The organism is Kocuria sp. U4B, assembly GCF_054875615.1.
Genome location: NZ_CM142180.1, coordinates 2,521,431 through 2,545,406 on the forward strand (window position 1 = coordinate 2,521,431; position 23,976 = coordinate 2,545,406).

Annotated in this window: 17 protein-coding genes and 2 tRNA genes; 12 read left to right on the forward strand and 7 right to left on the reverse strand. The window is 73.4% G+C overall.

Features of this window, described 5'->3' with window-relative positions; translation table 11 throughout:
* Positions 1–533 precede the first annotated feature (533 nt).
* A complete protein-coding gene (locus ACYSMR_RS12000) occupies positions 534–2,720 on the forward strand; it encodes a RecQ family ATP-dependent DNA helicase (protein ID WP_461745468.1) in 2,187 nt (728 codons plus the stop codon).
* Positions 2,721–2,753: 33 nt separating this feature from the next.
* Here ACYSMR_RS12000 and ACYSMR_RS12005 read toward each other — a convergent pair whose 3' ends face one another.
* The 3 genes from ACYSMR_RS12005 to ACYSMR_RS12015 are packed head-to-tail and all read right to left on the reverse strand — an operon-like array spanning position 2,754 to position 6,597.
* The gene (locus ACYSMR_RS12005) at positions 2,754–4,223 is read right to left on the reverse strand and encodes a lipopolysaccharide biosynthesis protein (protein ID WP_461745470.1); all 1,470 of its coding nucleotides are present in this window, start codon (positions 4,221–4,223) and stop codon (positions 2,754–2,756) included.
* Positions 4,223–5,605, reverse strand: a complete 1,383-nt coding sequence (locus ACYSMR_RS12010; protein WP_461745472.1) for a hypothetical protein — start codon at positions 5,603–5,605, stop codon at positions 4,223–4,225. Before ACYSMR_RS12010 ends, ACYSMR_RS12005 begins: the two co-directional genes overlap by 1 nt.
* Positions 5,602–6,597, reverse strand: coding sequence for a glycosyltransferase (locus ACYSMR_RS12015; protein ID WP_461745474.1), 996 nt, complete (start codon positions 6,595–6,597; stop codon positions 5,602–5,604). The genes ACYSMR_RS12010 and ACYSMR_RS12015 overlap by 4 nt, the downstream gene beginning before the upstream one ends.
* A gap of 200 nt (positions 6,598–6,797) precedes the next feature.
* Here ACYSMR_RS12015 and ACYSMR_RS12020 point away from each other — a divergent pair.
* From ACYSMR_RS12020 to ACYSMR_RS12035, 4 genes are all read left to right on the forward strand, one after another.
* A tRNA-Ser gene (locus ACYSMR_RS12020) sits at positions 6,798–6,886 on the forward strand.
* A gap of 172 nt (positions 6,887–7,058) precedes the next feature.
* On the forward strand, positions 7,059–7,499 hold the full coding sequence (locus ACYSMR_RS12025; RefSeq protein ID WP_461745476.1) for a hypothetical protein: 441 nt from the start codon (positions 7,059–7,061) through the stop codon (positions 7,497–7,499).
* 17 nt (positions 7,500–7,516) lie between these two features.
* Positions 7,517–7,978, forward strand: a complete 462-nt coding sequence (locus ACYSMR_RS12030; protein WP_461745478.1) for a phage holin family protein — start codon at positions 7,517–7,519, stop codon at positions 7,976–7,978.
* 12 nt (positions 7,979–7,990) lie between these two features.
* The gene (locus ACYSMR_RS12035) at positions 7,991–8,926 is read left to right on the forward strand and encodes an ATP-grasp fold amidoligase family protein (RefSeq protein WP_461745480.1); all 936 of its coding nucleotides are present in this window, start codon (positions 7,991–7,993) and stop codon (positions 8,924–8,926) included.
* Between the two features lie 26 nt (positions 8,927–8,952).
* Here the strand turns inward: ACYSMR_RS12035 and ACYSMR_RS12040 are convergent, their stop codons facing one another.
* A complete protein-coding gene (locus tag ACYSMR_RS12040) occupies positions 8,953–11,070 on the reverse strand; it encodes a prolyl oligopeptidase family serine peptidase (protein ID WP_461745482.1) in 2,118 nt (705 codons plus the stop codon).
* A 64-nt stretch (positions 11,071–11,134) separates the two neighbouring features.
* On the opposite strand from ACYSMR_RS12040, the gene ACYSMR_RS12045 reads away from it, so the two are divergent.
* On the forward strand, positions 11,135–13,099 hold the full coding sequence (locus ACYSMR_RS12045; RefSeq protein ID WP_461745484.1) for an FAD/NAD(P)-binding protein: 1,965 nt from the start codon (positions 11,135–11,137) through the stop codon (positions 13,097–13,099).
* Positions 13,100–13,190: 91 nt separating this feature from the next.
* On the opposite strand, the gene ACYSMR_RS12050 is transcribed toward ACYSMR_RS12045, so the two are convergent.
* The 3 genes from ACYSMR_RS12050 to ACYSMR_RS12060 all read right to left on the reverse strand — a co-directional run bounded on the left by ACYSMR_RS12050 (position 13,191) and on the right by ACYSMR_RS12060 (position 17,720).
* On the reverse strand, positions 13,191–15,203 hold the full coding sequence (locus ACYSMR_RS12050) for an ExeM/NucH family extracellular endonuclease (protein ID WP_461745486.1): 2,013 nt from the start codon (positions 15,201–15,203) through the stop codon (positions 13,191–13,193).
* 72 nt (positions 15,204–15,275) lie between these two features.
* The gene (locus ACYSMR_RS12055) at positions 15,276–17,456 is read right to left on the reverse strand and encodes a bifunctional metallophosphatase/5'-nucleotidase (protein ID WP_461745488.1); all 2,181 of its coding nucleotides are present in this window, start codon (positions 17,454–17,456) and stop codon (positions 15,276–15,278) included.
* 176 nt (positions 17,457–17,632) lie between these two features.
* Positions 17,633–17,720: transfer RNA gene (locus tag ACYSMR_RS12060), tRNA-Ser, on the reverse strand.
* Between the two features lie 97 nt (positions 17,721–17,817).
* Between ACYSMR_RS12060 and ACYSMR_RS12065 the strand changes: the two genes are divergently transcribed.
* The 6 genes from ACYSMR_RS12065 to ACYSMR_RS12090 all read left to right on the forward strand — a co-directional run bounded on the left by ACYSMR_RS12065 (position 17,818) and on the right by ACYSMR_RS12090 (position 23,972).
* A complete protein-coding gene (locus tag ACYSMR_RS12065) occupies positions 17,818–19,254 on the forward strand; it encodes a cryptochrome/photolyase family protein (RefSeq protein ID WP_461745490.1) in 1,437 nt (478 codons plus the stop codon).
* Between the two features lie 82 nt (positions 19,255–19,336).
* A complete protein-coding gene (locus ACYSMR_RS12070) occupies positions 19,337–20,320 on the forward strand; it encodes an NAD(P)H-quinone oxidoreductase (RefSeq protein ID WP_461745492.1) in 984 nt (327 codons plus the stop codon).
* Positions 20,321–20,447: 127 nt separating this feature from the next.
* Positions 20,448–22,784, forward strand: coding sequence for a carbon starvation CstA family protein (locus ACYSMR_RS12075; RefSeq protein WP_251333184.1), 2,337 nt, complete (start codon positions 20,448–20,450; stop codon positions 22,782–22,784).
* Positions 22,777–23,001, forward strand: coding sequence for a YbdD/YjiX family protein (locus ACYSMR_RS12080; RefSeq protein WP_309125491.1), 225 nt, complete (start codon positions 22,777–22,779; stop codon positions 22,999–23,001). Before ACYSMR_RS12075 ends, ACYSMR_RS12080 begins: the two co-directional genes overlap by 8 nt.
* Before the next feature lie 118 nt (positions 23,002–23,119).
* On the forward strand, positions 23,120–23,605 hold the full coding sequence (locus ACYSMR_RS12085; RefSeq protein ID WP_309125490.1) for a hypothetical protein: 486 nt from the start codon (positions 23,120–23,122) through the stop codon (positions 23,603–23,605).
* A gap of 16 nt (positions 23,606–23,621) precedes the next feature.
* Positions 23,622–23,972 (forward strand): hypothetical protein, encoded by a 351-nt coding sequence (locus ACYSMR_RS12090; protein ID WP_461745495.1) that lies wholly within the window; start codon positions 23,622–23,624, stop codon positions 23,970–23,972.
* Positions 23,973–23,976: the final 4 nt, after the last annotated feature.

Sequence of the window (23,976 nt, forward strand, 5' to 3'; positions counted from 1 at the left end):
GCATCGGGGGACGGGTCGGTCGGGCACTGTCCCCATTTCGTGCCACGTTCACACCTGCAAATAGACTTTTGGCCAGTCGGGACCGTTGTGGAACCCCGGGCTGACGTCTGCAAATGCATGCTTCTGAACTTTTGTCCACCGTTGTGATCGCGAAGCGGGGACCCGTGACAGGCCCCGGAAACCCTGCAAGCATGGTGGCAATGGCCCACCCGGAAGGGACGGGCCGACCGATCCGTCGGGGGGCGGATCGACCGCGGTTCACCGCACGGTGAGCCGCTCGCACCAGGCATCGGGGGATGCCGGTGCGGCTCGGTTCATCGGGGGGTGAACCGGCCGGGAGCACCGCTGGGGGGCGGTACTCCCGACAGGCGAGTCTCTGCTCGCCACCGGCCGTCAGGCCGGTCGATGCGCCCGCTGCGGGGGCCATCCGTTCGACGGATGGGCAGCGGGCGCATCGCTCTGTCCGGGCCCGTCCGCACCGCACGGCCGGCCCTCCGTCCCCCGGCGTCGGTGGGCCCTGGAAGACTGGGCCCATGACGACCTCCCCCTTCCAGGACACCGCGCCTGCCGCCGCGCCGCAGGACCCCCGGCTGCACGAGGACGCGCTGTCCCTGCTCCGCGCCCTCACCGGGCGGGCGGACGCCGCCTTCCACCCCGGCCAGTTCGAGGCGATCGAGGCGCTGGTGGGGAGCGGCCGGCGGGCCCTGGTGGTCCAGCGGACCGGGTGGGGCAAGTCGGCGGTCTACTTCCTCTCCGCCCTGCTGCTGCGCGCACGGGGCCGGGGGCCCACCCTCATCGTCTCCCCGCTGCTGGCCCTGATGCGGGACCAGGTCTCCGCCGCCGCGCGCGCCGGGGTGCGGGCCGCGGCCATCAACTCCGCCAACGCCACCGAGTGGGGCGGGATCGCCGCCCAGCTGGAGGCCGACGAGCTCGACGTCCTGCTGGTCTCCCCGGAGCGGCTCAACAACCCCGTGTTCCGCGAGCAGCAGCTGCCCCAGCTCGTGGCCCGGCTCGGGCTGCTCGTGGTCGACGAGGCGCACTGCATCTCCGACTGGGGCCACGACTTCCGCCCCGACTACCGGCGCATCCGGGACCTCATCGCCCGGCTGCCCGAGCAGGTCCCCGTCCTGGCCACCACGGCCACCGCCAACGAACGGGTGGTCGCCGACATCGAGGAGCAGCTGGGCGTCCGCCCCGGCGGCGCCGGCACGGACGCGGTGTTCACCCTGCGCGGGCCCCTGTCCCGGGCCTCGCTGCGGCTCGGGGTGCTGCGCCTTCCTTCGGCCACCGCCCGTCTCGCCTGGCTCCTGGAGCACCTGGGCACGCTGCCGGGCAGCGGGATCGTCTACACCCTCACGATCGGCGCCGCCGAGGACACCGCGCAGGCGCTCTCCGACGCGGGGATCCCGGTGCGCGCCTACACCGGCCGCACCGACCAGGCCGAGCGCGAGGAGCTGGAGGCCGCGCTCAAGGAGAACCGGGTCAAGGCCCTCGTGGCCACCTCCGCGCTGGGCATGGGCTTCGACAAGCCCGACCTCGGCTTCGTGGTCCACCTCGGCGCGCCCTCCTCGCCCGTCGCCTACTACCAGCAGGTCGGCCGTGCCGGGCGCGCCACCGACAACGCCGACGTCCTGCTGCTGCCCGGCACCGAGGACCGGCAGATCTGGGAGTACTTCGCCACCGCCTCCATGCCCACCGAGCAGAAGGCCTCCGCCGTCCTCGCGGAGCTGGGCGCGGCGGGCGGGCCGCTGTCGGTCGCCGCGCTGGAGTCCCGCGTGGACGTGCGGCGCACCCCGCTCGAGCTGCTGCTCAAGGTCCTCGCCGTGGAGGGCGCCGTGGAGCGCGTCCAGGGCGGGTGGCAGGCCACGGGCACGCCGTGGCGCTACGACGCCGAGCGCTACGGGCGGATCGGCGCCGCCCGGGTCGCGGAGCAGAACGCGATGCTCGAGTACGAGACCACCGCGCAGTGCCGGATGCAGTTCCTCGCCCGGCAGCTGGACGACCCCACGGCCGAGCCGTGCGGCCGGTGCGACACCTGCGCCGGGGCGTGGTACCCCACCGCGGTCGACGAAGCCGCCACCGACTCCGCCGGAGCGGCCCTGACCCGCGTGGGCGTCGTCGTGGAGCCCCGGGCGCAGTGGCCCACCGGGATGCCGCGGCTCGGGGTGGACGTGAAGGGCCGCATCCCGGAGGAGGAGCGCTGCTCGGAGGGCCGGGCCCTGGCCCGCCTCACCGACCTGGGCTGGGGCAACCGGCTGCGCGAGCTGTTCCGCACCGACGAGGACGGCGCGCCGCTCGACCAGCCCGTGGACCCCGCCCTCGGGCGCGCGTGCGTGCAGGTGCTCGCCGAGTGGACCTGGGCGCAGCGGCCCGCGGCAGTGGTCTCCGTGCCGTCCCGCTCCCGGCCGCAGCTCGTGCGCTCGCTGGCGGAGGGCATGGCCGCGGTGGGCCGGCTGCCCTACCTGGGGGAGCTGGAGGTCCCCGAGGAGTTCCCCGCGGGGGGCCACGGCGGCAACAGCGCCTACCGGCTCGCGGCCGTGTGGGACCGCTTCCGCGTCCCGCCGCAGCTGGCGGAGCAGCTCGAACGGCTCGGCGGCGCCCCCGTGCTGCTCGTCGACGACCTCGTGGACAGCCGCTGGACGCTCGCCGTGGCCGCCCGCACGCTGCGCCGGGCGGGCTCCGGCCCGGTGCTGCCGTTCGTGCTCGCCGCCCAGGGCTGAGCCGTTCCGCGTCGCACCCCGGTCCTGGAACGCTCAGTCCCTGGTGCGTCGCAGGCGGGCCGTGAGCGGGCGGACCAGGGGCCGGACGTCGCGCAGGCTCAGTGCCAACCACACGACGAGGAACCCCGCCGTCACGGCCAGTGCGGGTACCCACCGGAACTCGTCGCCGAGCATCTCGAGCCCGCCCAGGACCATGGCGTATCCGGCGAGGATCCGCAGGAGCACCCCACCCCAGCGCATGCGGTCCAGTCGCCACACGAAGAGCAGCGGCAGGACGGTGCTGACGAGCGAGCCCGCCAGGTAGCCGACCGCGGAGGCCACGATGCCGAGCTCGGGGCCCAGCAGCAGGATGGTGGCGACGCCGACGGCCAGCCCCGTGCCGTTGGAGGCGGCGAGCACCTTGATCCCCCACGGCTCGGTGCCGTTGAGCCGGGCATTGGCGGCGTTGAAGCTTGACGCCGACACGGCGAAGAACAGGACCACGAGCAGCGGTTCGGCGGCTCGGAAGCTTTCGCCGAAGGCCAGGTGCAGCAGGGGTTCGGCCCACAGGATGCCGACGCCGAAGACGGGCAGGAACACCGTGATCATCGTGCGCAGGATGACGTCCACCTGCCGGGACAGCTCAGCGGTCCGTCCGGCAGCGAACATGCGCGCGACGCTCGGGGAGAGGGCCATCATCATGGCTCCTGAGAGGAGGCTGGCCGGCGTCGCCAGGGACACCGCCGCCGCGTAGAGACCCAGGGCCTCGTCGGAGTCGTGGGCCCTGCCCATGACCACGGACAGCTGCAGCAGACCGCTCGCCGCCAGGAGATGGGCCGATCCCCAGGCGATGAACACCAGGACCTCCCTGCGGCGTCCCGGAGCGAGGCGGGTCCTGGACCGGCGCGGCCAGGAAGGCAGGGCGAAGACGGTGTAGCCGGTGATCAGCGGCAGGAGCAGGACCCAGTGCCAGCCCGCAAACAGGACGAGCAACAGGAGTGACAGGGTGACGAACGAGCTAATGCAGTCCCACGCGGCCGTCGTCACGAACTGGTTGTTGCCCGCGCGCACGCCTCGTGTGAAGTTGTAGGCCGACAGGGACAGCACCAGCAGGCCGGCCGAGACGGCGTAGCCCCACGACAGGTCCAGGACGAAGGCGGTGAACACGACTCCGGAGGCCCCTAGGACCGCCATGCCGACCGAGGCGCTCAGAGCAGTGAACGAAGCTGCCGCCAACTGCTCCTCCCGATCCTGCCGTCCGCGGGCCATGGCGATGAACTTGGCCGCGGCCGTGCCCGAGGCCTGCGGCCAGAGCAGCACGAGGAACACGGCGAGGGAGACCACCAGGTTGACCTCTCCGAGGACCTCCTGGCCCATGAGCCGGCCCACGAGAATGCTGTAGCCGAACCGCGATAGGCCCTGAACGAAGACGGCGACCACAGTGATCCCGAAGGAGGAACCCAGGGAGTGATCCGTGCTCCCATGGTTGGGCGAGGGGAACAGGACGGCGCGCAGTCGGGACATCAGCCGGCCGGTGCGAAGTCCTCGGCGGCCGCGCTCCCTGCCCGCGTGCCGGCGGCCGCATCCGGGGATGCCTCCGGGCCGTGCGGTCGGACGGCGGCAGCCAGAGCCGCCGCCGTGACAACCGCAAGCGCCGCGGGAACGCTCCGGTAGACGAAGAACTCATGGATTTGGGAGTGATTGCTCAGCAGGACGTACCAGAGGGGCACCACGAGCGCCGGGGCGCCGAGAATGGCCGCCACCACCAGCTGGGGAGCGCCGCCGCGCACCACCGCGAGGACAAGCCCCACGAAGACGGCCGCGGCGCACGCCCACAGCACGAGCCCGGAGGTCGGCACAACGCTCCACCAGTACTTGAGGTTGCTCACCACGCCTGCTCCGAACGCGTCGGACACCCCGCCCCAGGCGCCGCCCGTCCGCTCCTCGACCTTGCCCCGCACGACCGAAAGCGTCTCCGCCGGGCCCAGGAACACGACCGCGAAGACCCACCGCGACACCCACGTGACGGCGAAGGCCACCGCCCAAATCACGCCTGCTGCGACCGTCGCCCAAAGTACCTGCCTGCTGCGGCGGGTGCGGTACCAGACGGTGGCGCCCAGCACGAACGCGGACATGATCCACGGCACGGCAGGCGTGGTCAGCAAGTCGACGTAGCAGAAGAGCGCCGCCCCAAGCGCCGTCCCGAGATACCCCAGCCGCATGGAGCGCCCGGCCCCGAGGGCTGTGAGCAGCACCGATAGGAAGATGGCGGCGATGGACAGCGAGTGGCTGAAGGACGTCGACGGGGTCGAGAGCATGTTGGTGCCGACTAAGAAGGGCAGCGTGAGGGCCAGCGCCACAGGGGTTGACGTGCGCGCCCGGACGGCCAGGAACGCGCCGGCGAGAGCGGCTACCATCAGCGTGCCGGCGACGATGCGCAACCCCTCCAGGCCAACGAGGGCCAGCGCCGGTCGGGTGAGGATCGTGTAGCCGTTCCAGTAGCGGAAGTAGTCGTGGTCCACGGGAAGATCCTCCGCGGTGAGCACGCGGCCCTCGGCCAGGATGCGCACGTCGGCCACCCCGTCCTTGCAGCTGGCGATCCGCGGCATGCGCACGGCCCGGCTGAATGCACTCTCCTCGGGCGGGGCGCCCAGGCCCGCACTGACCAGTACGCACTCCGTAAACGTGTCCGACAGCCCGCCCATTCGGTCGGGCAGTTGGACAGGGCCGTAGGTGCCGGCGTCCACGGCGGACGCGAGGCTGCTCACGATGGGTCGGTCGGGCACGGCCTGGGCGGCGACGAGCAGACCGAAGAACAGGAACTGCAGGCCGAGCAACAGCCCGAGCCCGGAGGCCCACGGACGCCACCACGCGGCGCGGCGCGTGCGCGCAGTGGATCCCGTCACGAGTCCGCTCCGGCGCGGGTGCTGCCGCGGCGGGCTCCGAAGCTGTCCTGCCCGGGCGAAGGGGGAGGCGGCGGAGCCGGCAGGCGGAGGTAGAACAGCCGGGTGGCCTCCCGGCGGATCTTGGCCTGGCCGCTGAGCAGTACGCCCATCAGCAGGAACACCCCGGAGAGGATCATCAGGGCGGCGGCCAGGAACGCGGTCGGGAACCGGGGCACCAGCCCGGTCTCGGCATATTCCACGACGACCGGCAGCCCGAAGGCGAGGCCAAGCAGGAACAGCAGCGCGGACAGCAGCCCCGCAACCAGGAAGGGGCGCTCGTGGAAGAGGAGCTGCCCGAAGATCCCGAGGATCCTGAAGCCGTCGTGGTAGGTGCGCAGCTTGCTCTCGGTGCCCTCGGCGCGGTCGCGGAACCCGACCTCGACCTCCGTCTGGGGCACCCGGGCGTTCACGGCGTGAACGGTCAGCTCCGTCTCGATCTCGAACTCCCGGGACAGGGCGGGGAAGGACTTCACAAAGCGGCGCGAGAACACCCGGTAGCCGCTGAGCATGTCGGAGACTTGCCGGTGGAACGCGAAGGTGACGAGGGAGTTGAAGAACTTATTACCGGACTCATGCCCGGCGCGGTACGCCGAGGCCGTCGCCTGCCGTCGGACGCCGAGCACGTGGTCGTAGGGGCCGGTCAGGAGGGTCTCGATCATTGCCGGCGCGTCGGCGACGTCGTAGGTGTCGTCCCCGTCGATGAGCAGGTAGACATCGGCGTCCAGGTCGGCGAAGGCTCGCCGGACCACGTTGCCCTTGCCCTTCTCGTGCTCGAAGCGCACGTGGGCGCCGGCGCGGCGGGCCACCTCGGCGGTGTTGTCCGTCGAACAGTTGTCGTAGACGTAGACCTCGATGCCTGGCACGGTGGTGCACAGGTCGGTGACTACCTTGGCGATCGCCGCTTCTTCGTTGTGGCATGGGACGACGGCCACGATGCGAGGGGCGGAGGGCATGGGCGCTCGTTTCTGGAGTCGGGGCGGGCCTCGCCCATTATTCCCGCTGCGGTGGTGTCGCCCAAACGGGAAGCGCCCGTGGACGGGTCCGACGCCGCGCCCGTCGTGGCCCGCGCCGGCGCTCCTGCTTTGACCCGCCGTGCGTCCTGCCGTTAAGCTGGCCTGTGTTGTCCGGGCTGACGCATCTCCGGGCGACGGATGGAGACGTGCCAGAGCGGCCGAATGGACTTCACTGCTAATGAAGGGTCGGGGTTAAACTCGACCGGGGGTTCAAATCCCCCCGTCTCCGCCTTTCACGACGCCCCGGGCCCCGGCCCGGGGCGTCGTGCTTTCCCAGGCCCCGCTCAGGCCGGCGCCGCCGTGGTGCCCCGGCCGCGTAATGCTCCCCCCGGCCCGTGACCCGGTCCCGTGCGCTCCCTAGACTGACGGGACCGTGCTCCGTCCGCTTCGAGGGGGATCCCATGACCGACGACGCCCGTTCCGACACACCCCGCTCCGCTCAGGAGGACGCCCCCGCGGCGAGTGCCGACTGGCGGGCCGGGGTGCCCGACCGGTCGGTGCTCGAGCGGGCCCTCGACGCCGTGACCGTGCGCCGGGTCTTCGGGGAGGCTTACGAGCTCGGGGGCGCCACGGTGATCCCCGTGGCCCGCGTCCGAGGCGGCGGCGGAGGAGGCGGCGCGGGCGAGCAGAGCGCCTCTGGCCCGCAGCCGGGCAGTTCCGGTGGCGGGTCGGGCTTGGGCTTCGGCGTCCACGCCGAGCCCGCCGGTGTGTACGTGGTCGCCGGGACCACGGTGAGCTGGCAGCCCGCCGTCGACGTCGGGCACCTCGCCCTGACCCTGGGCCTGGCGTTCTTTGCCACGGCCGCCGCCGTGGGGTGGGCGGTTACCGGCCGGCGTCCCTGAGCTGGCGAGCCGGGTTCGTGTCCTTCCTTCTGCGCGTGCTCGTGAACGCGCTCGCCCTATGGGCCGCGGCCTGGCTGCTGTCGGGGATGCGGATCACCGCGGAGCCCTCCGTGGTCTGCGCGGTGGGCAGCGGGGCCGCCTCGGTCCTGGCCCACCTGTTTCTCGGACTCGTCTTCGGTTCAGTCAACGGGGTGGTGCACCCGGCCCTGGCCGTGCTGTTCCTGCCCGTCACGTGCCTGACGCTCGGGCTGTTCGCGATCGTCGTCAGCGCCGCCATGCTGTGGCTGACCTCCTGGCTGAGCGGGTTCATCCCGCTGCGGCTGGGCCTGGACTCGTTCTTCTGGACGACAATCCTGGCGACGCCCGTCATCGGGGTGGTCCCTCTGCTCGTCGGCGGGGTCCTGCCGGACCGGCCGTGGCGACCCGCGCGCCGGCAGACCCGCCCGGGGCTGGGCGTCCCGGGGCGCCGGACTGAGTAGCCTGGTCTGGACATGACGCCCAGCCAGGAAGCAGGTACGGACACCGTGGCCGTGAAGAAAGCACCGGAATTCACCAAGAACCCGTGGGTCACGCAGGACGGACCGCTGCCCGGGCTGGCTCGGAAGGTCATTAGCATGATCCCGCTGCCCGTGCGGCGGCAGCTGTTCTACCTTTACCGCCACCACCGGTTCCTCTCCCGGACCCCGCGCACGTTCACGGAGAAGATCCAGTGGCGGATCATCCACGATCGGCGGGACATCATCGCCGTGGGCGGGGACAAGGTGTCGATGAAGGAGCACGTGGCGGCGCTGGGCCTCGACCTGGAGATCCCCCGCACTCTGTGGCAGGGGGAGGACCTGCGCTCCGTCCAGGACCGCGACTGGGGCTGCGCGTGGGTGCTCAAGCCCGTGGCGGGCTCCGGCTACGCGGCCTTCGGCGCCGGGAGCCTGCGCGAGAGCGGGATCGACCTCGAGGAGGTCGAGGGCTGGCGTCCCCAGGACGCCTACGAGGTCTACGGCGAGTGGCACTACAGCCGGGCCCGACCGGGGTTCCTCATCGAGGAGCGCATTCCCACCCGTGACGGCGCCTCACCCAACGACTACCGCTTCTTCGTCTTCGACGGCCGGGTGCACGTGGCGCAGATCGACACCCCGCGCGTGGAAAAGGTTCAGCGCCGGTTCTACAGCCGGGACTGGACGCCCCTGGACGCCCGGCAGGGCGGCGCGGCGCTGGCTGAGCCCGTCCCCGCGCCGGCCACGCTGGAGCGCATGGTCCGGATCGCGGAACGAATCGGCATGGACTACGACTTCATCCGGGTGGACCTCTACGACGCCGACGGCACGATCTGGTTCGGCGAGCTGACCCCGTCTCCGGCGGGCGGACTGGCCCCCTTCGACCCCGTCGAGTTCGACGAGCAGCTCGGGCGGCTCTGGCAGCTCCCGCGCTAGCCCGCCGGGGCGGCAGGCGGGCCCGCTCAGCCCCGGTGCAGCATCCGCCAGAGGAACTCGTGGGAGAGCGCGTGCAACCGGGCCGCCTGCTTGTTGTCCCCGGCGCCCGCGTGCCCGCCCTCGAGCGCCTCGTAGAACCACACGTCCTCGTGGCCGAGATCGAGCATGCGGGCCGCGGTCTTGCGCGCCTGCACGGGTCCCACCCGGTCGTCGCTCGTGGCGGTCCAGAACAGCACGGGCGGGTAGTCCTCGCCCTCGCGCAGCAGGTGGTACGGGGAGAACGTGCGGATGAACTCCCACTGCACGGGGTCGTCCGGGTCGCCGTACTCCGCGATCCAGGAGTAGCCCGCGGAGAGCCGCGTGTAGCGGCGCATGTCCAGCAGGGGCACCCCGCAGGAGACCGCCCCGAACAGGTGCGGCCACCGGGTGAGCATGTTGCCCACGAGCAGCCCGCCGTTGGACCCGCCCGAGCAGGCCAGCGTCTCCCGGGAGCACACGCGGCGGGCCTGGAGGTCCGCGGCGACCGCCGCGAAGTCCTCGTAGGCGCGGTGCCGGTTCTCCCGCAGCGCGGCCCGGTGCCAGTCGGGCCCGTACTCGCCGCCGCCGCGGATGTTGGCCAGCACGTAGACCCCGGACCGGCCCGCCTCGTCGGTGCGGGTCAGCCAGGACCGCCCGAGGGCCCCGGAGTAGGCGGGGGTCCGCGAGACCTCGAAGCCGCCGTAGCCGGAGAGTAGCGTGGGGTTGGCGCCGTCCAGCACGAGCCCAGCGGGGCCCACCTGGAAGTACGGGACCCGGGTCCCGTCCTCGGAGACCGCGAAGTGCTGCTCGACGTGCAGCCCCGAGGCGTCGAAGAACGCGGGCGCCGTCCGGGCCACCGCGGGTGCTGCCCCGGGCCGGCCCCCGGCGGGCAGGGTCCCGCGGGAGACGGTGGTCGGGGTGAGGAAGCCGGTGGCCACGAGCCAGTGGTCGTTGCCGGCCTCCGGGTCCTCGTCGTCGACGGCGTAGGCGTCCACGCTGTGCAGCGCGGGCGCCCCCGGCAGCTCGGAGGTCGTCCACGGGCCCGGCTCGGCGACCCGGACCACCGAGGAGACGTCGCGCAGCAGGTTGAGCACCAGCCGCTCCGCCGTCCACGACCAGGACTGCAGGGACGTGCGCCCGTCCGGGACGAAGACGGCCGTCACGGACCGGTCCCCGGCCAGGAAGGCCTCGAGGTCGGCGGCCAGCAGGGACCCGGCGGGGTGGACCGCGCCGGCCAGCTCCAGCTCCTCCTGGGGGCGCAGCAGCACCCACTGCCGGTGCAGGTCCACGGTCACGGAGTCGGGGACGTCGACGTGTACGAGCCGGCCGCCCCGCACCAGGTGGGTGCGGGAGGAGAAGAAGTCGACGACGTCCACGGCCACGTCCCGCACGAAGCCCGGGGTGTGGTCGCGCACCAGCACGGCCTGGATGTGGTCCTCGGCCACCTCGAACACCTGCTCCGCCTCGGCGAGCTCCTGTCCCCGGCGCAGCACGCGCACGGTGCGGGGGTAGGACGAGGTCGTCATCGAGCCCGGCCCGAAGTCGGTGCCCACGTGCAGCGTGTCGGCGTCCGCCCACGTGACGGAGGACTTGGCGGTGGGAACGTCGAAGCCGCCCGGCACGAAGCGCTTCTCGGCGAGGTCGAACTCCCGGACCCGCTTCGCGTCGCCGCCGTCGGGGGAGAGGCTGACCAGCATCCGCCGGTGCACCCCGCCGGTGTACTGGGGACGCAGCAGGCGGGCCCCGCCCCAGACCCACTCGACCCCCTCCTCGGCGGCGAGCGCGTCGACGTCGAGCAGCAGCTCCCACTGCGGGTCCTCGCTGATCCAGGACTCCCACGTGGTGCGGCGGAAGACGCCGCGCGGGTGCTCGGCGTCGCGCCAGAAGTTGTAGTAGTGCGGCCCGTGCTTGGCGACCATGGGGATGCGCTCCGCCGAGTCCATCACCTCCAGCACGTCCGCCTCCAGGCGGCGCAGCTGCGGGCCCTCGAGCATCGCGAGCGTGCGCGCGTTCTGCTGCGCCACCCAGTCCAGCGGGGCGGAGCCGGTGATGTCCTCGAGCCACAGGTGCTCGTCGTGCGGCTGCTCGGCGGTCGGTCGGTCGGCGGTCCCCGTGGTCTCGGTCATGTCCGCCATCGTAGGCGGCTCCGCGCGGCCGCGGGCCCCGGCGGGGGTGGATACCCTGGTCGGCATGAGTGCATCGGGCAGGTCAGGGGCGGAGCGGCGGGTCGTGGTGGTGGGCGCGGGCCCGCGCGGGCTGTCGGCGGTGGAGCGGCTCGCCGCGCGGTCGGCGGCGACGGGCACCCGGGTGCGGATCGACGTGGTCGACCCGTTCCCGCCCGGCCCGGGGCACGTGTGGCGGACCAACCAGTCCCCGCTGTACCTGATGAACACCCCGTCCGTGTTCCCCACGGTCCTCGCCGACGACGGCGTGCTGGGCGTGGACCCGCTCGCCCCGCTGCGGAGCATGAGCTTCGAGCGGTGGCGGCTCGCGGCCGTCGCCGGTGAGATCACGGTGGACCCCGACGACGCCGCGCACCTGACCCGCATGACCCCGCAGTCGTATCCCTCCCGGCGCATGTACGGGGTGTACCTCGACTGGGTGTTCCGCACCCTGCAGGAGGCGCTGCCCGCGTCGGTCCAGCTGGACGTGCACCGGGCCGAGGCCGTCGGCGTGCACGTGCGGGCCCAGTCCCGGCACCGCTACGACGTCGAGCTCAGCGGAGGACAGAACCTCCCCGCGGACGCCGTGGTGCTCGCGCTGGGCCACCTCGACGCCGACCTGCGCCCGGACCAGAAGGAGCTCGTGGACGGAGCCGCCGAGTTCGGGCTCAGCTACTGGCCGCCGGCCGTGCCCGCCGACGTGCACTGGGACGAGCTCCCCGCCGGGGAGACGGTCCTCGTGCGCGGCCTCGGGCTGAACTTCTGCGACGTCCTCGCCCAGGTGACCGAGGGCCGCGGCGGGATCTTCACGCAGGAGGGGGAGCGGTACCGCTACCACCCCTCCGGGCGCGAGCCGATCATCGTGGCCGGCTCCCGCCGCGGCCTCCCGTACCGGGCGAGGGGCCAGTTCGAGGGCTACTACGCGTCCGGCGTCGAGACCCGGTTCTTCACCCTGGCGGCGGTGCGGGCGCTCGGGGCGCGCACGCAGGACCGGCTGTCCTTCGACGCCGACCTCTGGCCGCTGATCCGCAAGGACGCGCTGCACAACTACTACGCGGTGCTGGCGCGCACGTCCCCCGACGCCTTCGAGACCGACCCGCAGGGCTTCCTCGAGCGCCTCGACGCGGTCCTGGACTCCGGGGACGACCACCCCGAGGGCCCGTGGGCCACGCGCGCCGAACGGCTCGTCGCCGCCTCCGTGGTGCCCGGCCGGCACATCAACGCCGCCCGTCTCGCCCGCCCCTTCGAGGGCGTGAGCTTCGACTCCCACGACGCGTACGCCGCCGCGGTGGTGCACCACCTCGACCGAGACGCGCACGGGGCCCTCGCCGGCGAGGACGACCCCCTGCGGATGGCCGTCGCCTCCCTCAACGCCTCCCGCACCGTGCTCAAGGCGGTGCTCGCGGACCTCGGCATCGACGACGCCTCCTGGACCGACGAGCTGCGCCGCAGCTTCGAGCCCTTCGTCGAGGGCCTCGCGTCCGGGCCGCCCGTGCTGCGGATCCAGCAGCTCGCGGCGCTGGCCCGCGCGGGGATCGTCCGGTTCCTGGGCCCGGACCCGCAGTTCGTCGTGGACGAGGAGCTCGGCTGCTTCGTCGGGACCTCGCCCTGGGTCCAGGACGCGCCCGTGCACGCCGACCACCTGGTCGAGGCCATGTCCCCGCCCAACGACGTCCGCCGCAACATCTCCCCGCTGCTGACCTCGATGCACCGGGAGGGACTGGTCCGGGTCCGGGCCATGGCCACGGTCGACGGGGTCGCCACCGTGCCCTCCACCGGCCTCGACGTCAGCGCGCCCCCGTACCGGGCCGTGCGGGTCGACGGCGGCGTCGAGCCCGGCGTCTTCGTGCTCGGCCTGCAGCTGTCGGCTGTGCAGTGGGGCGTGGCGATCGCCGCCGAGGCCGGCTCGTCGGCGGAGCTGGGGGCCCGCACGCTCGCGGACGCCGACCGGGTCGCCGCCGCCGTCCTCGCGCCCGGCCCCGCCGCCGGCTGACCGCACCCGCCGGACGCCCTGCGGCCCGCCGGGGAACCGCGTTCGTGCATGGTTCCCCGGCGGGCCGCGCGCCGGTCCTGGACGGGAGGGCTCAGCCGAAGAGGCGCTCCAGCACCTCGCGGGCGCGCTCGCTGCCGTGCTCCCGCACGCCCCGGCCGGTCTCACCCCGGCCGGGGTGCTCCCGGCCCAGCTGCAGGCCCACGACCTCCGGGTTGTGGTCGGAGGCCCGGTACGGGTCGGCCGCGTAGAGCTCGACCGCGTTGTGGTTGTGCCGGCTGTACTCGAAGCCCACGGACTCGTGCGCGTTGATCTCCCACACGTCGGAGCCGGTCACGGTCTCGAGGGCCGCGGGGGAGGCCAGCACGTGGTCGAGCGAGCCGACCATGCCCCCGAAGGCGTAGGAGTACTGGTCCTCGGGTGCGAGCCCGGTGTAGCCGGCCTCGTGGAGCACCCGGATCGGGTCCTCCTGGTCGTAGGAGTTGAAGTCGCCGGCGAGGAGGACCTTGTCCGTGCGCCGGGAGGTCTTCAGCTCCTCCGCGAAGGCCACGAGCGCCCGCGCCTGCGCGGTGCGGTCGGCGTTCCAGCCGCCGGCACCGTCCCCGGCGTCGGCGTTGGGCCCGGAGGCGGGGGCGGAGCCCTTGGACTTGAAGTGGTTGACGATCACCGTGAAGTCGTCGGCCGGGGTCCCGCGCACGGGCCGGAAGGTCTGGGCCAGCGGCTCGCGGGCGTTGTCGAAGTTCTCCTCGTCCTGCAGGACCACGGACTCGCCCACGAGCGCGAGCGCGGCCGGCTTGTAGATGAACGCGGTCCGGATGACGTCCTCGTCCTCGAGGGCCGGGCGCTCGGCCGGGGAGGGGGCGTAGGCCCACACCTCGGCGCCTGCGGCGGCGTTGAGGGCGTCCACCAGGTCGGACAGCGCCTGATCCCGGTCCCGGCCGAACCTGGCGGAGTTCTCGATCTCCTCGAGGGAGACCACCTCGGCGCCGAGGGCGTTGATCGCGGCGACGATCTTCGCCTGCTGGCGCTCCAGGTCCTCCTGCTCGGCCGCGCCGCGGGCGTCGCAGCCCCCGCGCACGGAGACCGGGTCGCCGGCACGGTCCCCGTAGTAGGTGCAGCCGGCCAGCTCGTCGCCCGTGGTGGTGAAGTAGTTGAGCACGTTGAACGTGGCGAGCTGGACGTCCCCGCCGACGTCCTCGGGAGAGGCGGTGCGGGTGTTCTCGGCCACGACCGGGACGTCCTCGGCGTCGGCCCCCGTGAGGCGGGTGGTCGGCTGGAGACGCCACTCGCCGAAGGACCAGCCGAGCACCACCGGACGGACGAAGTCCACGGCCGCGCCGACGCGCATCGGGGTATCGCGGGAGAGGTACGGCAGCGGGACCGAGGCGTTGGCGAAGTTGCCGTAGTCGGTGGTGGCGCCGTCGTCGAGCAGGACGCCGCGGGCCTCGTTGTCGGCGGCCTGGGCGAGGGCCTCCGCGGAGCCGGGCGCGCCCACCGCGGTGGGCTGCACCAGCGGGGTCGTGCCGGCGGCCAGGCCCAGCTCGCCGTAGCGGTGGGCGTCGTGGTTGTCGGTGATGACGAAGTCGCCGGCGGGGTCGAGGAGCATGCCCTCGAGGTCCTCGCGCTCGGCCTCGTCCGCGGGCCACCCGACGGCGGCGGGCTCGACGGCCTCGACGGTCTCGTCCAGGGTCCGCAGGCCCTCGGGGCGCACGCTGATCTGGGTCTGGCCGTAGTGCTCGGAGACGGTGCCCGTGACCTCCACGTACTGGCCGGGCCGCACGCCGGACACGGCGCCCGGCGCGTGCACGAACACCCCGTCGGAGCCGTCGTGGGCGGCGGGGTCCAGGGCTCCGCCGGTGCCGGGGGTCTGGAGGTACCAGCCGTTGAGCCCGCCCGTGGCGTAGACCGCGGTGACGACGCCGCGGGTGGTCACGGTCCGCCCTGCCACGGGGGAGGCCTCCCCGGTGCCCTGAATCTGCCGGATCGGCAGGCTCTGCGCCGGGGCGGCGGACCCGTTCGGGGCGGCGTGGACGGGCACGGTCAGCGGGGCGGCCAGCAGCGCGGCCGCGGCGCCCCCGCTCAGGGGGAGGGAGAAGATCTTCTTCACGGCAGAAGGTGTCCTTCGCATGTCTCGGGGAGGAGGCGGATCTCGGGGAGGAGGATCAGCGGCCGGGAGGGGTCAGCCGAAGAGGCGCCGCAGGACCTCGTGGGTACGAGCGGAGCCGTGCTGCCACACGCCGCGGCCGGGCTCGCCCTGGCGGGGGTGCTCGCCGGCGCCCTTGCCGGGCTCCTGCGGCCCGGCGGGCTGCCCGGTCGGCTCGGTCGGGGTCGACGTGGGGGGCGCGGCGCAGCCGTCCGCGAGCGCGAGCACCGGCTCCGGGACGCGGACCTGCGTGCCGGAGGGGGCGGCCACGAGCCACACGGCGTCGCCCTCGGCCGGCCCGGTGGTGTCGACCGAGACGGACGCCGCGCCGTCCACCACGGCGGCGGTGCCGAGCTCGGTGCCCTGCGGGGAGCCGGCGCGCACGGACAGCACGGTGTTGTCCGGGGCGCCCAGGGAGGTCATGTCGAGCGCCGAGACGGCGAAGCTCACGGTGCAGCCGTCCGCGGCCGCGCCCGCGATCGACACGGAGCGGCGGTCGAACCCCGGCGCCAGCGGGGCGTGCGCGGAGAGGTACTCCATCCAGGCGTCGCGGTCGATCCGGCCGGTGTCGGTGAAGCCGGTGCCCTCGGTGAACGCGGTGAAGTTGTCGCCGCCCGCCACGAGGAAGGACACGGAGCCGACCACGTAGGACCCGGCGGGGTCGTAGGGCTGCCCGTCGATCGTGATGGAGGTGATCCGGTCCCCGGCGGGCCGCGACGCGTCGAAGGTGTAGCCCACGTTCTCGGACAGCCCCAGCTGCAGGTAGGGCCGCGAGGCGCCGGCGGGCTGCCACTGCTGCTCCAGCACCTGCTCGAACTGCTCGCCGGTCAGCGTGATGGTGTTGAGGTTGTTGGCGAAGGGCAGCACCTGGTTGGCCTCGGACTCCGTGACCACGCCGTCCCGGTCGCCGTCGATGACCTGGGTGGGATCGTCGGCGTAGAGCAGGTCGGCGCGCAGGCCGCCGGGGTTGATCACGCCGATCTGCACCCCGTCGGACTCGTCCAGGGTGTCGCGGATGGACTCGGCGACCAGGTTGCCCAGGCTGGACTCCGCGCTGCGGTCGTCGCGGGACGCCACCCCGTCGCGCATCCCGTACGCGGTGGTGATGTCCCCGGTGATCTCGCCGACCGGGGTCTTCCCCCGCTCCACGGCGAACGCCTCGGCCTGCTCCACGATCGAGGCGACCTCCGCGACGCGGGGGTACCGGGCGATCAGCTCCTCCTCGGTCGCGGTGACGGTCTCGTCGACGGCGAGCACCTCGGCGGTCAGGTCGACGTCGTCGGCGGCCTCGTCGTAGCTGAACGAGACCCGCCCGAGGTGACCCCCGTAGGAACCGGCCTGCAGCACGGCGCGGTCGAGGTCGCCGTCACCGTCCGTGTCGACGGCCTCGTCGTAGACCTGGTGGGTGTGGGCGTTGAGCACCACGTCGACGGTCGCGGAGGTGTCGGTGGACAGCCGGTCGCCCAGGGCCCCGGCGGCGCTGGCAGCGCCCTCGTGGTAGAGGGCCACGACGACGTCGGCGCCGTCCGCCGCGAGCCGCTGCGCCTCGGCGTTGACCGCCTCGACGGGGTCGCCGAAGGTGATGCCCTCGATCATGCCGGGGGAGACGAGGGTGGCGGTCTGCTGGGTGACGGCCCCGACCACGCCGATGCTCACGCCGTCGACCTCGAACGTCGCGGAGGCCTCGGTGACGAGCTCGCCGTCGGCCCCGAAGACGTTGGCCGCGAGGTACGGGAAGCCGGCGCGCTCCTCGATCCGGCCGGTGAGGTCGGCGACGCCCTGGTCGAACTCGTGGTTGCCGACGGCCGAGGCGTCCAGCGCGAGCGCGTCGAGCACGTCCAGGGTGGGGTTGTCGTCCTGCACCGCCGAGACGTACTCGGAGGCGCCCACGTTGTCGCCGCCCGACAGCAGCAGCGTGCCGTCCGGGTCCTCGGCCCGCAGCTGCTCGACCGCGCCCGCGAAGAGCACGGGGTCGGAGGCCAGCCGGCCGTGGTAGTCGTTGAAGTAGAGCAGGTCCACGTCCTGGTCCGGGGCGTCCCCGGCGGGCGAGGGCTCCGGGTCGGCGGCCGGCTCCGGGGCGGTCCCGGCGACGGGGACGGTGGCCCGGGGAACGGCGGTCCCGTCGGCGTGTGCCACCGGGAGGACCAGGACGGACGAGGCGAGGACACCGGCGGCGAGGGCCGCGCGCAGGGCAGGACCGTGCTTCGTGGGGATCATGACGGGGTCCTCCGGGGGCGGGATGACGGGTCGATGTCCCCATTTGAGCACGCAGATGTGAACAGTGGGCCACCGCACACCGACATTTCTCTCCACCGGGTGACCGGACGGTGCGCCGGTCCCGTGCTGCCCCGCGCGACGGCCCCCGGCAGGGGTCGCCGGGGGCCGTCGTGAGGCGGAAGGTAAGGGATTTGAACCCTTGGCACGGGATCACCGCACACCGGTTTTCAAGACCGGCTCCTTAGGCCGCTCGGACAACCTTCCTCGCGCCGGCGCCGGGCCCGCTGGGCCCGGCCGAGCGCGTCGCCCATTCTTCCACGGACGCTGGAGGCCCGCCAAAGCCCCGGGCTAGGGTGGGCGCGTGAGCGCACCGGAGAGCCCCGACCGCGGGACGACGACGATCGTGTGGTTCCGGGACGACCTGCGCGTCACCGACCACCCCGCGCTCCAGGCCGCCTGCCGGCGGGGCGCGGTGGTCGCCCTCTACGTCCTGGACGAGGTGTCGGAGGGCGTGCGGCCGCTGGGCGCGGCGGCGAGGTGGTGGCTGCACGGGTCCCTGACGGCGCTGGGGACCTCCCTGGCCGAGCTCGGCATCCCCCTGGTGCTGCGCCGGGGCCCCGCCGGGCCCGTGCTGGGCGAGGTCCTGGAGTGCACGGGGGCGGGCGGCGTCACCTGGAACCGGCGCTACGGCGGGCCCGAGCGCGCGGTGGACGCCGCCGTGAAGCAGGACTGCGCGCGGCGCGGGGTGGCGGCGCACTCCTTCCACGCGAACCTGCTGCACGAGCCGTGGACGCTGCGCACGGGAACGGGCGGGCCGTACAAGGTCTACACCCCGTTCTGGAAGGCCCTCCGGACCCTCGAGATCCGCCAGCCGCTGCCCGCCCCGACCCCCGGGCACGGCGCGGGCCCCGTCCCCGCGGCAGCCGCCGGCGGGGAGGACCTCCGCGACTGGGACCTGCTCCCGGACCCGGAGCACGCCGAGGGCCTGGCCGCGGCGTGGACGCCCGGGGAGGCTGCCGCGTGGCAGCGGCTGGACGACTTCCTCGACGGCGTGGCGGGCTACGCCGAGGGCCACGACCGCCCCGACCGGGACGGCACCAGCAGGCTCTCCCCGCACCTGCGGTGGGGGGAGATCAGCCCCTTCGCGGTGTGGGACGCCGCCGTCCGCCACCGGGCGCAGCACGGGAGCACCCCGGGACTGGAGAAGTTCCTCGCCGAGCTGGGCTGGCGGGAGTTCGACTGGCACCTGCTGCACGCGCACCCCGACCTGCACGAGCGCCACCTGCGCCCCCGCTTCGACGCGTTCCCGTGGCGCGGCCCGCAGGAGGCGGCCGGCGACCTCCGGGCGTGGCAGGACGGGCGCACCGGGCTGCCCCTCGTCGACGCCGGGATGCGGCAGATGGCGAGCACCGGGTGGATGCACAACCGGGTGCGCATGGTCACCGCGTCCCTGCTCGTGAAGAACCTGCTGGTGGACTGGCGGGCGGGGGAGCAATGGTTCTGGGACCGGCTCGTGGACGCCGACCCCGCCAGCGGCCCCGCCAACTGGCAGTGGGTCGCCGGCTCGGGCGCCGACGCGAGCCCCTTCTTCCGGATCTTCAACCCGCTCACGCAGGGGCGCCGGTTCGACCCCGAGGCCCGCTACGTCCGCCGCTGGGTCCCCGAGCTGGCCGGGGAGCACGGCGTGGACCCGCACGAGCCCGGCCTGCTGGGCCCGTCCGTGGGCTACCCGGAGCCGATCGTGGACCTGCGGGCCAGCCGGCAGCGGGCCCTGGACGCCTACGCCGCCACGGCGTGAGGCCGTCCTCCCGGCGGGGCGGGAGCACAAGCGGGGCGGGAGCACAATAGGAGGCGAACCGCCCCCGACCGGAAGGCCCACCATGCGCGCAGTGCTCGAGACGACCCCGGGCGGACCCGAGGTCCTCGCCGTCACCGACGTCCCCGCCCCCGACCTCAGGCCCGACGGCGTGCGGATCCGCGTGCGCGCCGCCGGGATCAACCGGGCCGACGCCATGCAGCGCGAGGGGCGCTACCCGGTGCCGCCGGGCGCCTCCAGGATCTTCGGCCTCGAGGTCTCCGGCACCGTCCTGGAGCTCGGCCCCGAGGTCCCCGGCGACGCCGGGCTCGCGGTGGGCGACGACGTCGTGGCCCTGCTGGACTCCGGGGGCTACGCCGAGGAGGTCGTCGCACCGGCCGCCCAGGTCCTGCCCGTCCCCGCCGGGGTGGACGTCGTCGCCGCGGCCGGGCTGCCCGAGGTGTGCGCCACCGTGTTCTCCAACGTCTTCATGACCGCCGCGGCCCGGGAGGGGGAGACCGTCCTCGTGCACGGCGGCACCGGGGGGATCGGCACCAACGCCATCCAGATGTGCCGGGCGCTCGGGCTGCGCGTGCTCACCACCGTCGGCAGCCCGGAGAAGGCCGCGGCCGCCCGCGAGCTCGGCGCGCAGGCCATCGACTACCGCAAGGAGGACTTCGTCGAGCGGGTGAAGGAGCTGACGGACGGCCACGGCGCCGACATCGTCCTCGACGTCGTGGGCGCCGCGTACCTCGGGCGCAACCTCGACGCGCTCGCCCTCAACGGCCGGATCGTCGTCATCGGCGCGCAGAGCGGGCGCCGGGGCGAGCTGGACCTCGGCACGCTCATGGCCAAGCGCGCCGCCGTCATCGGCACCACCCTGCGCTCCCGGCCCGCCGGGGAGAAGGCGGGGATCATGGCCGGCGTGCGGGAGCACGTGTGGCCGCAGGTCGAGGCCGGGCGGATCGTGCCGGTCGTCAACCGCACCTTCCCGCTCGACGAGGTCGCCCGGGCCCACGAGTACTTCGACTCCGGCACGCACATCGGCAAGGTCCTGCTCGTCCCCTGACCGCCCGGGGCGCCGGGGGACCGACATGAGGGCGGACATCCTGTGGCGCGGCTCACGGGGCGTCTAGACTCGGAGCGGATTTCTCGCAGAATCCACAGCTTCCCCCGACCACGTCTGGAGATCTCGGATGAGCACTTCCTACGGACCACCGTCCCCGGGCGGGGCCGGCGAACCCACCCCCGCCGGCCCGTTCACCGGCACCACGACCGCCACGGCGGGCGACCGCCCGCCCGCCGCCCTCGACCCCGAGGTCCTCGAGCGCGAGGACCGCCGGTGGACCCCCGGGAAGATCGCCCTGTGGGTCGCCATCGCCCTGGTCGGCGCCCTGGGCTGGTTCATGCTCGCGATCGCCCGCGGCGAGGCCGTCAACGCCATCTGGTTCGTCTTCGCCGCCGTGGCCACCTACCTGATCGCCTACCGCTTCTACTCGAAGTTCATCGAGAACAGGCTGGTCCGCCCGGACGACACCCGGGCGACCCCCGCCGAGTACAAGGCCAACGGCAAGGACTTCATGCCCACCGACCGCCGGGTGCTCTACGGGCACCACTTCGCGGCGATCGCCGGCGCCGGGCCCCTCGTGGGCCCCGTGCTGGCCGCGCAGATGGGCTACCTCCCCGGCACGATCTGGATCATCGTGGGCGTCATCCTCGCCGGCGCCGTCCAGGACTACCTCGTCCTGTTCTTCTCCATGCGCCGCGGCGGGCGCTCGCTGGGCCAGATGGCCCGCGAGGACCTGGGCGTGGTCGGCGGCACGGCCGCGATCGTCGCGACCCTCGCCATCATGATCATCATCACCGCGATCCTGGCCCTCGTGGTCGTCAACGCCCTCGGGGAGTCCCCGTGGGGCGTGTTCTCCGTGGCCATGACCATCCCGATCGCGCTGTTCATGGGCGTCTACCTGCGCTACCTGCGCCCGGGCAAGGTCATGGAGGTCTCCGTGATCGGGTTCGCGCTGCTGATGCTCGCGATCATCGCCGGCGGCTGGGTCGCCGAGAACGCGGCGTGGGCCGAGGTCTTCACCCTGGAGCGCACCACCATCGCGTGGGGCATCATCATCTACGGCTTCGTCGCCGCGATCCTGCCGGTGTGGCTGCTGCTGGCCCCCCGCGACTACCTCTCCACCTTCATGAAGATCGGCGTGATCGGGCTGCTGGCGATCGCCATCGTCGTCGTCCGCCCCGAGGTCACCGCCCCCGCCGTGGACGTCTTCGCGTCCCGCTCGGACGGCCCCGTCTTCCCGGGCTCGCTGTTCCCGTTCCTGTTCGTCACCATCGCGTGCGGGGCCCTGTCCGGGTTCCACGCGCTGATCTCCTCCGGCACCACCCCGAAGCTGCTCGAGAAGGAGCGGCAGGCCCGCTTCATCGGCTACGGCGGCATGCTCATGGAGTCCTTCGTGGCGATCATGGCGCTCGTGGCCGCGGTGACCATCGACCGCGGGCTCTACTTCGCCATGAACTCCTCCGCGGCCGTCACCCAGGGCACCGTCGAGGGCGCGGCCGCCTTCGTGAACTCCCTCGGGCTCACCGGGGTGAACGCGGACCCGGCCATGCTGCAGGCCACGGCCGAGGCGGTGGGCGAGGAATCGGTGGTCTCCCGCACGGGCGGCGCGCCGACGCTGGCCGTGGGCCTCGCCAACATCCTGGCCCAGCTCTTCGGCGGGGGCGGGATGATGAGCTTCTGGTACCACTTCGCGATCATGTTCGAGGCGCTGTTCATCCTCACCGCCGTGGACGCCGGCACCCGCGTGGCCCGGTTCATGCTCTCCGACTCCCTCGGCAACGTGTTCCCGAAGTTCAAGGACACCTCGTGGCGGGTGGGCGCCTGGCTCACCACCGCGATCATGGTGGCCGGCTGGGGAGCCATCCTCTACATGGGTGTGACGGACCCCCTGGGCGGGATCAACACCCTGTTCCCGCTGTTCGGCATCGCCAACCAGCTCCTCGCGGCGATCGCGCTGGCGGTGTGCCTCACCATCGCCGCCAAGCGCGGGTCCTTCCAGTACCTCTGGATCATCGCGCTGCCGCTCGCGTTCGTCACCGTGATCACCGTCTACGGGTCGATCCTGAAGATCTTCTCGCCCGTGCCCGCGGTGGGCTACTGGGCGCAGAACAGCGCGTTCCGCGCCGCGAAGGCCTCCGGCGCGGAGACCTTCGGGACCGCCAGGACCCCCGAGGCGATCGACGCGGTCATCCGCAACACCTTCATCCAGGGCTCGCTGTCCATCCTGTTCGTGGTGCTCGCGGTGATCGTCATCGTCACCGCGCTGCTGCGCACCGCCCAGGCCTTCGCCCACCGCGGCGACCCGGAGCACCCCTCCCGGCACGACACCGAGGACCCGTACCGCCCGGCGGAGATGTACGCCCCCGCGGGGCTGGTGGCCTCGCCCCCGGAGAAGGAGCTCCAGCGGCAGTGGGCGGAGTACCACCGGGCGCACCCGCGGCCGCGCAGGCACAGCCATGGGTGACGCCACCCTGCTGCGGCAGGAGCTGCGGCACCTCCTGCGGCGGGTCGCTGACGCGCTCGGCCGGGCCGGCCGGAGCGTGCTCACCGCCGACAAGTACGAGCACTACCTGAAGTACCACGCCTCGACCGGGTGCGAGCACCCGCCGATGACCGAGGCCGAGTTCTGGCGCGACTACCACGCGTGGCAGGACGACAACCCGCAGGGCCGCTGCTGCTGACGCGGCGGCCTCCGCCGACGGCGGCCCCGGACCTCCCGGTCCGGGGCCGCCGTCCGTCCGGCAGGGGAGGGCGCCGCCGCCGCATAGGATGAGATGTCTGCTCATGAAAGGATCACCCGTGGGATTCCTGCGCGACTACCGCGCCGCTCGCCGCGACGAGGCCGAGCTCGGTCTGGGTGTGTGGCGCCGCGCCCACGACCGGTTCCGCCGGGGACTGGACCGCTTCCACCAGATCCTCGAGACCCTGCCCGACAAGGCGCTCGCCCAGGCGGTCGTGCCCACCGCCAACGCGCTGGCCGACCTGCTGCCGGAGGTCCGCGACGTGTGCGTCGCCGCCCACCGCACCGCCCCGAGCAGCGGCACGGACATCCCCGCCTCCACCGGCGGCTACCTCAACGACGTCCACCGCGAGCTCTCCCGGGCGGGCAACGCCATGGCCCAGGCCGCGGAGGCCCTCACCATGGCGCGGTTCGTGCGCGACGACGGCGACCACCGCCTCGACGCCGTGGTGCGGCGTGCCGAGGCGGTGCGCGAGCACGTGCAGCGGGCGCGGGAGCTGCTGCAGGACGGCGCGGCCACAGGGCTGGACCCGACAGCGTACTGATGATTGGATGGGCGGCATGAGGACACCCGGATTCGACTACCGTGCCGCCGACGACGAGTTCGACGCCCGCTGGGCCCGCGCCCGGCTCGGCCGACCGGGTCCGGGGGGCCCGTACCCGGGGGCTCCCGGCTACGACCTGCCCGGCTACCACCGCGGCGGATACGGGCGCGGAGGATACGGGCGCTGGGCGGGCGGACCCCGCCCGGGCTTCCGCATCCTCCCGTTCCCGTCCTACTCCACCCGCACCCGCCGCGGGACCAACGTCTCGGTGGGCGGGTGCTGCCTGCCCATCCCCATCGGCTGCCTGACCACCACGGTCCTGGCCGCGGCGACCGCCGTGGTCGTCGGGCGCTCCGGCCGCTCCTGAGCGC